Below are 13,421 nucleotides of genomic sequence, written 5' to 3'. Positions count from 1 at the left end.
GCACCCGGTTAATCACGCTGACTCTCTTCCCACGCATGGGGGGCAAACAGATACCCTTTGTTGCGAACCGTTTTGATTCGATAGGGCTCGGTGGCGTTATCCTGCAATTTCTTACGCAGCCTTGAGATAGCGACATCCACGCTGCGGTCCATGCCGTCGTAGCTGACGCCGCGCAAGTTTTTCAGCAGCGCGTCGCGATCCATAATCTGCCCGGCATGGGTTGCCAGTTCCCAGAGTAATTCGAAATCGGCGGTGGAAAGCGAAACCGGTTCGCCGGAGAGCGCGACTGAACGATTGACCGGGTCAATAATCAACGCGCCAAAACGCAGCGTTTTATGCGGGGTCATCGCCGTATCCTGAATGCCTTTTGCCTGCGCGCTGAGTTCATTCTGCCGTAAATGCAGGCGCAGACGGGCGAGGAGCACGGCAGGGGGCGTGGTTTTCAGGATGTAGTCACAGGCGCCCATTTCCAGCGCCAGGATGTGGTTCATGTCGCTGTCCAGTGAGGTCAGCAGGACAATCGGCCCTTGCCAGCGGCCTCGCAAATCGCGGCAAATGGTCATACCGTCTTTGCCCGGCAGCATGATATCCAGTAACACCAGCTCGGGTTGCGTGCGAAGGATCGTCTCTTCAGCCAGATCGCCGCGAGGTTCAATCAGCACCTCAATATCGTGTTTCGCCAGATAAGCGGCAATCAGCGAGCCAACTTCAGGGTCATCCTCAACAAATACGATGGTGTTCATAACGTTCATTACGCGGAGAAAACGCCAACATACACCGCCTCCGTTTTCCCTTCCATTAATCTTTTCTAAACGAGAGCGCTTCCGTTATGCTACAGCCTCAATGTTATTGATGTGTTAAGGCATCGAAATGGGACTCGTGATAAAAGCCGCGCTGGGTGCGCTGGTGGTGGTATTGATTGGTTTGCTGGCAAAAACAAAAAATTACTATATCGCCGGATTAATTCCGCTTTTTCCGACATTTGCACTGATTGCCCACTATATTGTCGCCAGCGAGCGCGGAATTGACGCGTTACGCACGACCATTATATTCAGTATGTGGTCGATCATCCCTTATTTTGTCTACCTCGCCACGCTTTGGTATTTCACCGGTTTTCTGCGTTTGCCCGTTGCGCTCGGCGGGGCGGTGGTGTGCTGGGGCCTGAGCGCATGGCTGCTGATATTTTGCTGGATCAAACTGCATTAACGCAGGTGCCGGCCGCCATCCACGGCGAAACTGCGGCCGGTAACGAAGCAACTGGTGAGAAGATAATCCACCAGGTCGATTACCTCTTTCTCGCCGGGCGCTGTCTTCATCAGGGATTTATTGAGCGCCTGCTGACGGTACTCGGCGTCGTCGTTTTCGTTAAACAGGATCAGCGACGGGGCGATGGCGTTGACTTTCACTTCCGGGGCCAGTTTGCGGGCAAAGGAGCGGGTCATATTATCCAGCGCTGCTTTACTGGCGGCATAGGCGATGTGTTTGTCGCTGCCGCGTTCCACAACATAGTCCGTAAAATGGATGATATCGGTGGCCGCATGTCCGTGGCCGCGCAACAGTCTTTCCAGCGCATGGTTTAACAGATAGGGCGTATTGACGTGAATCTGCATCATGCATGCCAGCACGTCAGAGAGCGGGGTGCCAGGCGCCTCGGCCATCCAGGCGCTGGCGTTATGCAAAATAGCCCGCAGGCCTGGCGTATGGGTTTTTATCTTCTCAGCAAATGCCAGGACGCCGTCATCGGTGGAAAAATCGGCCTGAATGCACAGCGCGCCCGCTTGCGTCAGGCCGTCGATGGCCGGATAGTGCGTCCGGTAGCTGACAATCACCGGCTGTTTTTGATTGAGAAAGTGCCACGCGAGCGCGAGACCGATGCGGCGGCCTCCTCCCGTGATAAGGATGGGCAAGGGCTGGTTTTTACCCATTGTAGTCTCCTTTGGCATCAAACAATGGGGCGACGATTACCCCACCAACATCCACGTAGCCGGAACAGCGGCGATGAGTAGCAGACCGATCAACATCACTTCCTGACGATTCAGGACATTATCGTGCGTATGCGTCTTGCGTGCGTAGAGGAAAACTAACAATCCCGGCGCATACAGCACCACCGACAGCAACAGGTGCATCGGGCCGGACGCATACAATAACCATAAGCCATAAATGCAGGCCCCGACACCTACCGCCTGATGAAGAGGGCGCGCGGCGATTTTCAGCAGGAACGCGCCGACCAGGAAATAGGGTACCAGAATCATCTCTGAAGCAATCGTCAACAGCGTGTTGTAATCCGAACCTGTGAGCCAGATCAGCACCAGGCAGATCTGAACGCACGCGTTGGTGAGCCACAGCGAAGCCGATGGCGCGCCTTGCGCATTCTGGCGGGCGAAAATGCGTGGGAAGGCTTTATGCGTTGAGGCCAGAAACGGCACTTCTGCCGCCATAATGGTCCAGCTCAGATAAGCGCCGCAGACTGAAACGATAAGACCCGCCGCGATAATGATTTCGCCCCACGGCCCCATCATTTTCACCATCAAACCCGCCATTGACGGATTGCGAATCTCCGCCAGTTCCGGGCGGGCGACGACGCCTAAAGAGAGCAGCGTCACCAGCAGGTAGACGCCCAATGCGGCGAGAACCGCCAGCAGCGTCGCACGTCCGACATCACGCTTATTTCTCGCCCGGGCGGAGACGACAACCGCGCCTTCCACGCCGATAAACACCCACAGCGTGATGAGCATCGTGTTTTTAACCTGCTCCCAGACGGGAACGCCCAGCGCCAGACCGGTGAAATCCAGGCTGAACGTATCGAGCTTAAACATGATGATAGCCAGGACGATGAACAACCCCAGCGGCAACAGCTTCGCCAGCGTTGCGACCAGGTTGATGCTGGCAGCGGTTTGCACACCGCGCAGCACCAGGAAGTGCACCACCCAAAGCAGTACCGACGCGCCGATGATGGACTGCCAGGTGTTGCCGTCGCCAAACAGGCGGAGTTCCGGCGTATCGGTAAAGAAGCTCAGGGCAGAAAAAACGATAACCAGATAAGAGACGTTGGCGATAACGGCACAGAGCCAGTATCCCCAGGCGGAGCAGAAACCGATCAGTTCGCCGAAACCTTCGCGCGCGTAGGTGAAAATCCCGCCATCCAGTTCCGGGCGAACGCGCGTCAGGATCAGCATAGCGAAAGCCAGCAGCAGTATCCCGACGCCCGTAATCGCCCAGCCAATCAGCAGCGCTGCCGGGCTGGCCACCGCCGCCATGTTCTGTGGCAGACTAAACACACCTGCGCCAAGCATTGAGCTTAAAACCAGCGCGGTCAGCGCGCTCAGTCCCAGTTTCTTTTCCATCGGTATCCAGTTATAAAAACGAGAGTGGGAGAATAATTATTTTGGCAAAACGCATAAAAATGGTGAAAGCCACTAAGGCGCGGGATTTTACGGAGAGAAGAGACCGCATGCAATGATCTCTGAAACATTTGTGACTAAAAATGCTAAAGGCGGGTAGATTTCACATAGGGCAGCATCGTATTGGCGCCTGATGGCGCTACGCTCATCAGGCCTACTAACACGTAGGCCGGATAAGATGCCTGGTCTCGCCATCAGGCGTTATGACAACACCGGATGGCGGGAGCGTACTTTACTTATACAGGTCGGCGCTGATCGTCATGTTGTTACCACGTTCCTGCCACTGGCGGGTAATGTGATAATATTTCGCGCCTTTCTTCGCCGCACGCTTGGCAACCTGGTAGGAGACTTCCGTCATGTTGCCGTAGTTGCCGGTGAATTTGATGCTGTCAAACGGCACCATCATCGCAGCGGTCGCTTTGTTCAGCTCTTCGACTTTCGTTCCGTCAGGCAGAGTGACAGTGTAACGTCCACCTTTTGAGGATTGCGTTTCGAAGAAGCGTCCGACTTCAGCGCTTGGAGAAGCGGTCGTCGCGACGCCCGGAATCTCCACTTTCTTCGCTGCTTCACCGCCGGCGGCCAGCGCTGCGCGACCCGCATCGGAATCAGCAGGAATAACGTCCGGGCTCTGGACGACGCGTTTCTTCGCATCTTCTTTATAGATAAACGCGGTAATACGCTGGTTGCCGCCCTGGTTGGCATCGACCTGACGCACAATGTAGAACGAGTAGGCGCCTTTCGCTTTTGCAGCTTTGGTGATGGCGTCATTCACTTCCGGCTGGCTACGGTAGAAACCCTGCACCGTTACGGTGTCGTAAGGTTCCAGCAGCACGGCCTGATCTTTCGGTAATTCGACGATACCGTTAATTACACGGTTTTGAGGCGCGTCGGATTTTGGCGCGTCTGATTTATAAACGTCAGCCACGACACGCCAGTTACCGCTGTTGCCAAAATCGGACGTATCAACAACATAAAAAGAGGCTGCACCTTCTTTATCTGCGCGGCGGGATACGGCATTTACCGCATCGCCAATGGCATTAAAACGCCCGGTGACCACAATGCGGTCATAAGGTTTTAGTGCTGCCGCTTGCTCCGGCGTCAGTTCTGTCGCTGCATTTACGGAAAAAGCAGTCGCAGAAAGCAGTGCGGACGCCAGGAGAGTGTTCTTAAGCTTCATAAAAATAATCCTTCGCCTTGCGCAAACCAGGTACTGGTATTGTTATTGACTAGAAACGTGGCTGATTATTGCATTTAAACCCTGCAAATGTCTGCGTCATTTTTCACTCATCGTACCGCCTGAAGTGACAAGAATGATAACATTTGGTGATATGTCTAAAAAACAGGCGCTTGACCGGCAAAACTGATAAAGCATACGCATTTTATAAGTTAATTTAATGTTAAACGATTGAATGTCGATGGCGCTAAATCATGTTTTGCCGCTTCGCTTGAGCGAATTATCGGTCACTGAAGGTGATTTCAAGGTCATTATTCCTGTTTGTGGGCTGAATCATTCATATTTTGCAAATTTCATAATAAATACTGTTTTTTGGCGCTAGATCACAGGCGCTATTTTCAGTAGGTTATAGAGAGTTTGTTACTGTTTTATTTTTCCGGGGTAGCACTTACCTCTTACGCAGGCGTGCGTATGCATCCTGCGATCACTGACAAACCATCATCAAAAAAACCGATGGAAGGGAACATTATGCGAATTGGCATACCAAAAGAGCGGTTAACCAATGAAACCCGAGTCGCAGCAACGCCAAAAACGGTTGAGCAACTGCTGAAACTGGGTTTTACCGTCGCGGTTGAAAGCGGCGCGGGTCAACTGGCAAGTTTTGACGATAAGGCATTTACAGAAGCGGGCGCAGAAATTGTAGAGGGAAATGCGGTCTGGCAGTCAGAGATCATCCTGAAGGTCAATGCGCCGGAAGACGATGAAATTCCTTTACTGAATGCGGGCACGACGCTGGTGAGTTTCCTCTGGCCGGCGCAGAATCCTGAGCTATTGCAAAAACTCGCGGAACGCAATGTAACCGTGATGGCGATGGACTCCGTGCCGCGTATTTCGCGCGCGCAGTCGCTGGATGCCCTGAGCTCAATGGCCAACATCGCCGGTTATCGCGCGATTGTGGAAGCCGCACATGAATTTGGTCGTTTCTTTACCGGGCAAATTACCGCTGCGGGCAAAGTGCCGCCAGCGAAAGTGATGGTGATTGGCGCGGGCGTCGCAGGTCTGGCGGCCATTGGCGCGGCAAACAGCCTTGGCGCCATTGTACGTGCGTTTGATACCCGTCCAGAGGTAAAAGAACAGGTTCAGAGTATGGGCGCTGAATTCCTCGAACTGGATTTTAAAGAGGAAGCGGGCAGCGGCGATGGCTATGCCAAAGTGATGTCCGAAGCGTTTATTAAAGCGGAAATGGAACTCTTTGCCGCGCAGGCGAAAGAGGTCGATATTATCGTCACGACCGCGCTAATCCCGGGTAAACCTGCGCCGACGCTGATCACGCGCGAGATGGTTGATTCCATGAAGTCCGGCAGCGTGATTGTCGATCTGGCTGCGCAAAACGGCGGTAACTGTGAATACACCGTCGCCGGTCAGGTGACCACGACCGACAATGGCGTGAAGGTTATCGGTTACACCGATCTGCCGGGTCGTCTGCCGACGCAATCCTCCCAGCTTTACGGCACCAACCTGGTCAACTTGCTCAAACTGCTGTGCAAAGAGAAAGACGGCAATATCGACGTCGACTTTGACGACGTGGTTGTGCGTGGCGTAACGGTCGTACGTGACGGTGAAATTACCTGGCCCGCGCCGCCGATTCAGGTGTCTGCTCAGCCGCAGGCTGCGCCGCAAGCGGCTCCAGCGCCGAAAGAAGCGGAAAAACCGGCTTCACCGTGGCGTAAATATGCGCTGATGGCGCTGGCGATCGTTCTGTTTGGTTGGCTGGCTGACGTGGCGCCGAAAGAGTTCCTCGGCCACTTCACCGTTTTCGCACTTGCTTGCGTGGTGGGTTACTACGTGGTGTGGAACGTTTCGCACGCGCTGCATACGCCGTTGATGTCTGTGACTAACGCCATCTCAGGGATTATCGTTGTCGGGGCATTGTTACAGATTGGCCAGGGAGGCTGGGTGAGTTTCCTGAGCTTTATCGCGGTGCTTATCGCCAGCATTAATATTTTCGGTGGCTTCACCGTGACTCAGCGTATGCTGAAAATGTTCAGGAAAAACTAAGGGGTAACACATGTCTGGAGGATTAGTTACAGCTGCATACATTGTTGCCGCGATCCTGTTTATCTTCAGTCTGGCCGGGCTCTCTAAGCATGAGACGTCCCGACAGGGTAACAACTTTGGTATCGCCGGGATGGCGATTGCGCTGGTGGCGACGATCTTTGGCCCGGATACCGGCAACGTTGCCTGGATTCTGGTGGCGATGATTATCGGTGGGGCGATCGGTATCCGTCTGGCGAAACGCGTTGAAATGACCGAAATGCCGGAGCTGGTGGCGATTCTGCACAGCTTTGTCGGCCTGGCGGCGGTGCTGGTGGGCTTTAACAGCTACCTGTACCACGAGGCGGGTCTGGAACCGATTCTGGTGAATATTCACCTGACGGAAGTGTTCCTCGGCATCTTCATTGGCGCGGTTACCTTCACCGGTTCCGTGGTGGCGTTTGGCAAGCTGTGCGGTAAGATTTCGTCCAAACCGCTGATGCTGCCGAATCGTCACAAAATGAACCTGGCGGCGCTGGTGGTTTCTTTCCTGCTGCTGGTGGTGTTTGTACGTACCGAAAGCGTTGGCTTGCAGGTTCTGGCGCTGCTGGTGATGACCATTATTGCGCTGGCTTTCGGCTGGCACCTGGTGGCGTCCATTGGCGGGGCGGATATGCCGGTTGTGGTATCCATGCTGAACTCCTATTCCGGTTGGGCAGCGGCGGCGGCAGGCTTTATGCTGGGCAACGACCTGCTGATCGTCACCGGCGCGCTGGTCGGTTCTTCGGGTGCGATTCTGTCTTACATCATGTGTAAGGCGATGAACCGCTCTTTCATCAGCGTTATCGCGGGTGGTTTCGGCAGCGATGGATCTTCTACTGGCGACGATCAGGTCGCGGGCGAGCACCGTGAGATCACGGCGGAAGACACGGCTGACATGCTGAAAAATTCGCACTCGGTCATCATTACCCCTGGCTATGGCATGGCGGTTGCGCAGGCGCAGTACCCGGTGGCGGAAATCACCGAGAAACTGCGCGCGCGCGGTATCAAGGTGCGTTTTGGCATCCACCCGGTTGCGGGGCGTTTGCCTGGTCACATGAACGTACTGCTGGCGGAAGCGAAAGTGCCGTATGACATCGTGCTGGAAATGGACGAAATCAACGACGACTTCGCTGACACCGATACGGTGCTGGTTATCGGCGCGAACGACACGGTGAACCCGGCGGCGCAGGACGATCCGCGTAGCCCGATTGCCGGTATGCCGGTTCTGGAAGTCTGGAAAGCGCAAAACGTTATCGTGTTTAAACGCTCGATGAATACCGGCTATGCCGGGGTGCAGAACCCGCTGTTCTTTAAAGACAACACGCATATGCTGTTTGGCGATGCGAAAGCCAGCGTGGATGCGATTCTGAAAGCGCTTTAATCTTTACTGGCGCAAGTCATAAAACGGCCTCTCAGGAGGCCGTTTTTACATCTGAAGAGATCAGGTTTTATTCAAATCACTGAGCAGGACGGCAATGCTTTGCCCGCCGGAGGTTTGCTCCAGCGCGATTTTAACGATGATCGTCAACGGCACGGAAAGCAGCATGCCGACAGGGCCTAATAACCACCCCCAGAAGATCAGGGAGAGAAAAACCACCAGCGTGGAAAGGCCCAATCCACGCCCCATGATGCGGGGCTCAAGGATGTTCCCGAACACCAGATTGATAATCAGATACCCCGTCAGCACCACCAGCGCGTCATAAAGACCACTGAACACCAGAACCTGCGCAATAGGCGGGATTGCGGCCAGAACCGAGCCAATATTGGGGATATAGTTAAGCGCGAAAGCCAGCAGTCCCCAGACGAATGCGAAACGAACTTCCAGCAGCGCCAGCATTCCCCAGACCACAACGCCCGTGATAATGCTGATCGCCGTTTTCAGCACCAGATAATGCGATACGCTGTCGATTGCGCGCTGAATCGCGGCCATACCTTCAACCGGCCTGGCCATCATCTGCTGGAGTTTACCGGGCAATTGCGGAACTTCCAGCAGCATAAAGACCACGGTTAACAAGAGCAGGAAAATGGATGACATGGCGTTAGACAGCTGCGCCAGCAAATTTGTCACCAGCGTCATGGCGGCGTTAGGGTCGATATATTTTACCAGCTCATCCACCGAGACGCCGATACCCAGGCGCTGTAGCCACGGTTCAATGTTTTTCAGCGGCACAACCAATGATGAGCGGTATTGTGGCAGCGTGCGGGCTAACTCATTTAGCGATGTGCCGAGATAGGCCAGCAGCAACACCATGCCCATCACGATAATCCCGATCAGTATCGATACGGCCAAAACGCGCGGGATGCGAAGCCTGACCATGCGCTGCACCAGCGGGCTCAGTACCACCGCAATAAATAACGCCAGAATAAACGGCACAATAATATCGGCAGCGAAGCGAATACCGGTGAGAATGATGACCAGCATTCCCAGCATGATTACGAGTTTCAGGCCGTTAAGCGTGATGATCGGTTTTGCCATGATAATTCCTGAATTTTTGTTCTTACTCTTTATAATAATGTGATTTTTGTCGGGCTGTGCTAACAAAAATCAAACGGCGCGGGTAAAGAAGTGAAAAGGTTTTGAGTTAATTCTAAGGCTGTGGTACAAATCAGACGTGTTTAACTACCGAGGACAATTTTCATCCGCGATGACGAGAAGCAACACTGCGGATAATTGTAATATTATGGACAATATGTTCAGGACGTTTTTTTCTACACAGACCGTACTTCTTCGCACTTCTTCCTCTTTCCTGCTTGCTGGTGAGCAGCACTGGCGCAACGCGCTTTAGTCCCTTACTTCTGCCTGAGCTGGCGCTACGCGCCTGGCTAATTCATTTTATTTTTTGGTTTGCTGCATGCAGCAGGCCCGAAGGACTATATTCTCAAGCAGGAGAAGCACCATGTTTTACTGGATTTTATTAGCCCTTGCCATTGCGTCTGAAATTACCGGAACGCTGTCGATGAAATGGGCAAGCGTAAGCAATGGCAACACGGGTTTTATTTTAATGCTGGTCATGATTACGCTGTCGTATATTTTTCTCTCTTTTGCCGTAAAAAAAATTGCGCTTGGCGTGGCGTATGCCTTGTGGGAAGGCATCGGTATTTTATTTATTACGCTGTTTAGCGTGCTGTTATTTGACGAAGCCTTATCGGCCATGAAAATTGCGGGTCTGGTTACGCTGGTATTCGGGATCGCGCTGATCAAATCGGGTACGCGCAAGCCAGTAAACGCCGCGAAGGAGGCGACGCATGCCGCAGTTTGAGTGGGTTCATGCCGCGTGGCTGGCGATGGCGATCGTTCTGGAAATCGTCGCTAACGTGTTCCTGAAGTTTTCTGACGGCTTTCGTCGCAAGTTCTATGGCATTCTGTCGCTGGCCGCAGTGCTGGCGGCCTTCAGCGCGCTCTCTCAGGCGGTAAAAGGCATTGATCTTTCGGTGGCATATGCGTTGTGGGGCGGATTTGGTATCGCCGCCACGCTGGCAGCCGGGTGGGTGCTTTTTGGACAGCGTCTGAACAACAAAGGCTGGGTAGGCGTGGTATTGCTGCTTATCGGCATGATCATGATAAAACTGGCCTGACAGCTATGCTGCCCGTTACGGCGGGCAGCGCACGGGAACCATCATCTATTCCTGAGCCAGCGCTTCCAGCTTGTCGCGAAAGCCGGTGACGGAAATCGCGCGGTTGTCAGCCCGCCAGCGATCTTTTGCCGCCGGAGCGGAACTTTGTACGCCAATCAACTGCCAGCCAGCGTCGGTATGCAGCATTAACGGAGAACCGCTGTCGCCGGGCAGCGTGTCGCACTGGTGAGAGAGCACCGCGTTTTGCGCCCAGCCGGTAATCAGGCAATCCTGATGCGAGTAAAGCGTATCAAGATGATCTTCCGGGTAACCTGACTGCGTCACTTTGCGGTCGGCGGTTTTCAGGGCAGCGGTTAGCGCGGCTTTATCGCCTTCAAATAAGGGCAGTGGGGTAATGCCGGACGGCGGATAACGCAACACAATCAAACCAAAATCCCACGGCGCGGCGGCCGGAGGGACAATCCAGCCATCGCCATCAGGCTTTAAGCGCTTTTCCAGCGACGGATCGACCCGACCTTCAATACCGTGAATTTCATAACGCCAGAGACCTTTTTGCGATACGAAACGCAAAGCCACGGCTTTATCTGGCTTTCCCTTCGGCGGCGTTAACAAGCAGTGTCCGGCGGTGAGCGCCAGATGAGATGAAATGAGCGTGGCGGTACACAGGTTGCCGCTGGCGGTTTCCAGTTGACCAATAGCGTCCCACGGCGACTGCGTCGGATCTTCAACCTTGACCCGATCGTCATGGTCAAAAAATAACGTTTTGGCTTCACGGGTATCCGTGGTGGTATCAGCCTCATCCGCATGAGCAACAACAGGGGAAAGACAAATTACGCCCAGTAATACCGCAATGGTTTTATGCATATCACACTCTGTGTGGGTAATTATGATTATTAAAAGCAAACCCTCAGTGAATACTATAGACGTGACGGCAGGAAAGTGGGAGTAAAATCAGATAACTACATTCAGGAAATATAAAAATGCGTGGCAATAAGGGCGCATAATATAAGCATGGTGAGAATCAACTCAAAGCGGTAACGAAACACGTTAACCCTCCGAAGAAACGGCGCTAAACCCGATGATTTAGTGCCGTGTGTTATGGCGCGGGGGAGCGCCATAGAACTCGCCAGTACCTTATGCCGCCGGTTTAGCTGCCGGTTTAGCCGCAGTATGTTTTACCGCTTTTTTGGTGTGTTTTTTCGCTGCCTGCGCTTTTTGTTCAGGCGCTTTCTGAGCCGCTGCTTTGTGGTGTTTTTTGTGATGCGTGGTTTTTGCCGGTGCGGTTTTAGCGGGTGCCGCAGCCGTCGTGGACGTTGCCGTTTCAGCAGCAAATGCAGCAGAAGACAGACCCATAGCAGCGGCAACAACCAGAGCTAATACTTTTTTCATTCTGATACCCTCGATTTGGTTTTTTATTCAACCCCACTGCGGGGCCGGTGAAATCACTATATCGCTGTAAATCGAGGGCTTCCGTGAGTCATTGGTATCGGTGTGTAACGGTATGTACAACCGGCCCGACAGATTGACGCTATCGGGCAAACAAGAGACATCATGACAAATAGCGTGATTCCAGATGCGCCCGGAAGTAACGGCTGCTCAACGGTTCTCCGGTGGCCTGAGCGATCAGCTGCGCGGTAGTAAAGCGACTGCCGTGCTGCCAGATATTTTGTCGCAGCCAATCAAACAAGGCGCTGAGATCGCCTTGCGCAATCTGATTATGCAGATCCGGCAATGCGCGACGGGCAGCGCTAAACAGCTGTGCGGCATACATGGCGCCCAGCGTATAAGACGGGAAGTAGCCAAAGCCGCCGTCGGTCCAGTGGATGTCCTGCATACAGCCGTTACGGTAATCTCCCGCGGTTGACAGCCCCAGCCAGGCCTGCATTTTTTCATCCCACAGCGCGGGAATATCATCCACTTCGATGTCGCCGTTAATCAGCGCCTGTTCAATGTCATAGCGCAAGATAACATGGACAGGATAACTCACTTCGTCGGCATCCACGCGGATAAAGCCCGGTTTCACCCGCTGATTCCAGGCAATGAAATTCGCTTCTTCAAAAGCGGGCTGATCGCCAAAATGACGTTTAACGGCGGGAATGAGCCGTTTGAGGAATGCCGTGCTGCGACCCAGTTGCATCTCGAAAAACAGACTCTGGGATTCATGGATGGCCGTGGAGCGGGCAAACGCGATCGGCTGACCCTGCCAGGCGTGGGGCAGATTCTGTTCATAGCGGGCGTGCCCCGTTTCGTGGATCACGCCAAAGAGCGCGCTGAGTAATTCATTTTCATCATAGCGCGTGGTGATGCGCACATCTTCCGGCACGCCGCCGCAAAACGGGTGGGCGCTGATGTCCAGCCGACCGGCGTTAAAATCAAACCCTAACTGCGACATGGTTTCCAGTCCCAGTTCACGCTGTAGCGCTGTCGGGAACGGGCCGACCGGCGCAATCAGCGGCTGATGCGACTGTTTTGACACCGCGCGGTTTAACAGATCGGGAAGCCAGGTTTTGACATCCGCAAACAGAACATCCAGTTGGGCGCTGGTCATATCGGGCTCAAAAATATCCAGCAGGGCATCGTAGGGCGAACATCCTTTAGCTTCGGCGCGAAGTTTTGCCTCTTCACGGCTGTATTTCACAACCTCTTTCAGATTCTGCGCAAATCCTTGCCAGTCATTCGCCGGACGCTGACTCCGCCATGCGTGTTCACACCGGCTCCCCGCCAGCGATTTCGCCTCCACCAGTGACTCAGGCAGCAGGGCCGCCTGATGGTGCCGCCTCGCCATTTCACGCAGGTTCGCCTGCTCAACATCGTTCAAATCTTCCTGCCCGGCGGCGGCTATCCACTGCGCAACCTTCGGGTCAGTCAGTAACTGATGTTCCAGCACGTTCAGCTCGGCCAGCGCTTCGCCTCGCGCGGTGCTTCCACCGGGAGGCATCATGGTGAACATATCCCAACTGGCGATAGCGGAGAGATGCGAAAAGCGGGAGAGGCGCTGGAAAGTGCGGGTGAGTTGTTGGTAGTGGCTCTTGTTGGACATTGTTGTGTTCCCGTCGTGTTCTGCGAATGTGAGGAGTTTACCCTGATTCATACATGTTTATGCGCTGATGGCAACGATGGCAGAAATGTTGGTAGGTTGTAAGTGATAATGATACTTCTTATCATAAATGGCGGTGTCGTGAAGCACACTGGTG

General features: G+C 53.9%; 13 protein-coding genes. 5 read left to right on the top strand and 8 right to left on the bottom strand.

What is annotated here, in order from left to right; genetic code table 11:
• Window positions 1–8: 8 nt before the first annotated feature.
• Window positions 9–743, bottom strand: a complete 735-nt coding sequence (gene rstA / locus FD428_RS11530) for a two-component system response regulator RstA (RefSeq protein ID WP_047463690.1) — start codon at window positions 741–743, stop codon at window positions 9–11.
• Between the two features lie 127 nt (window positions 744–870).
• On the opposite strand from rstA, the gene FD428_RS11525 reads away from it, so the two are divergent.
• A complete protein-coding gene (locus tag FD428_RS11525; RefSeq protein ID WP_114848513.1) occupies window positions 871–1,206 on the top strand; it encodes a GlpM family protein in 336 nt (111 codons plus the stop codon).
• Here FD428_RS11525 and folM read toward each other — a convergent pair.
• The 3 genes from folM to ydgH all read right to left on the bottom strand — a co-directional run bounded on the left by folM (window position 1,203) and on the right by ydgH (window position 4,578).
• The gene (gene folM, locus FD428_RS11520) at window positions 1,203–1,925 is read right to left on the bottom strand and encodes a dihydromonapterin reductase (RefSeq protein WP_047457214.1); all 723 of its coding nucleotides are present in this window, start codon (window positions 1,923–1,925) and stop codon (window positions 1,203–1,205) included. The two genes, FD428_RS11525 and folM, sit on opposite strands and share 4 nt — an antisense overlap.
• Before the next feature lie 36 nt (window positions 1,926–1,961).
• Entirely contained in the window at window positions 1,962–3,344 is a 1,383-nt protein-coding gene (locus FD428_RS11515; protein WP_012132487.1) for an amino acid permease, read from the bottom strand.
• Window positions 3,345–3,633: 289 nt separating this feature from the next.
• Window positions 3,634–4,578, bottom strand: a complete 945-nt coding sequence (gene ydgH / locus FD428_RS11510) for a DUF1471 family protein YdgH (protein ID WP_012132486.1) — start codon at window positions 4,576–4,578, stop codon at window positions 3,634–3,636.
• A 525-nt stretch (window positions 4,579–5,103) separates the two neighbouring features.
• Here ydgH and pntA point away from each other — a divergent pair.
• Both pntA and pntB read left to right on the top strand, forming a co-directional pair.
• Window positions 5,104–6,633: a Re/Si-specific NAD(P)(+) transhydrogenase subunit alpha gene (gene pntA / locus FD428_RS11500; protein ID WP_058669169.1), complete on the top strand. Its 1,530-nt coding sequence runs from the start codon at window positions 5,104–5,106 to the stop codon at window positions 6,631–6,633.
• Window positions 6,634–6,643: 10 nt separating this feature from the next.
• Window positions 6,644–8,032, top strand: a complete 1,389-nt coding sequence (gene pntB / locus FD428_RS11495) for a Re/Si-specific NAD(P)(+) transhydrogenase subunit beta (RefSeq protein WP_012132483.1) — start codon at window positions 6,644–6,646, stop codon at window positions 8,030–8,032.
• Window positions 8,033–8,092: 60 nt separating this feature from the next.
• Here pntB and FD428_RS11490 read toward each other — a convergent pair whose 3' ends face one another.
• Window positions 8,093–9,127 carry an AI-2E family transporter gene (locus FD428_RS11490; protein WP_047457210.1) on the bottom strand — a complete coding sequence of 345 codons (1,035 nt, stop codon included), beginning with the start codon at window positions 9,125–9,127 and terminating at the stop codon, window positions 8,093–8,095.
• 421 nt (window positions 9,128–9,548) lie between these two features.
• Between FD428_RS11490 and mdtJ the strand changes: the two genes are divergently transcribed.
• The gene (gene mdtJ, locus FD428_RS11480; protein WP_114848512.1) at window positions 9,549–9,911 is read left to right on the top strand and encodes a multidrug/spermidine efflux SMR transporter subunit MdtJ; all 363 of its coding nucleotides are present in this window, start codon (window positions 9,549–9,551) and stop codon (window positions 9,909–9,911) included.
• Window positions 9,898–10,227: a multidrug/spermidine efflux SMR transporter subunit MdtI gene (gene mdtI / locus FD428_RS11475; RefSeq protein WP_012132478.1), complete on the top strand. Its 330-nt coding sequence runs from the start codon at window positions 9,898–9,900 to the stop codon at window positions 10,225–10,227. Before mdtJ ends, mdtI begins: the two co-directional genes overlap by 14 nt.
• 45 nt (window positions 10,228–10,272) lie before the next feature.
• Here mdtI and FD428_RS11470 read toward each other — a convergent pair whose 3' ends face one another.
• The 3 genes from FD428_RS11470 to FD428_RS11460 form a co-directional block, all read right to left on the bottom strand.
• On the bottom strand, window positions 10,273–11,091 hold the full coding sequence (locus FD428_RS11470) for a serine protease (RefSeq protein ID WP_114848511.1): 819 nt from the start codon (window positions 11,089–11,091) through the stop codon (window positions 10,273–10,275).
• Window positions 11,092–11,361: 270 nt separating this feature from the next.
• Window positions 11,362–11,616, bottom strand: coding sequence for an acid resistance repetitive basic protein Asr (gene asr, locus FD428_RS11465; RefSeq protein ID WP_114848510.1), 255 nt, complete (start codon window positions 11,614–11,616; stop codon window positions 11,362–11,364).
• Between the two features lie 160 nt (window positions 11,617–11,776).
• On the bottom strand, window positions 11,777–13,267 hold the full coding sequence (locus tag FD428_RS11460) for a carboxypeptidase M32 (RefSeq protein WP_114848509.1): 1,491 nt from the start codon (window positions 13,265–13,267) through the stop codon (window positions 11,777–11,779).
• Window positions 13,268–13,421: the final 154 nt, after the last annotated feature.

It is taken from the genome of Citrobacter sp. TBCP-5362 (assembly GCF_005406305.1).
Classification (GTDB): domain Bacteria; phylum Pseudomonadota; class Gammaproteobacteria; order Enterobacterales; family Enterobacteriaceae; genus Citrobacter_B; species Citrobacter_B koseri.
Note: the sequence above shows the minus strand (reverse complement) of the source record. Positions and strands in the feature narration are given on the sequence as shown.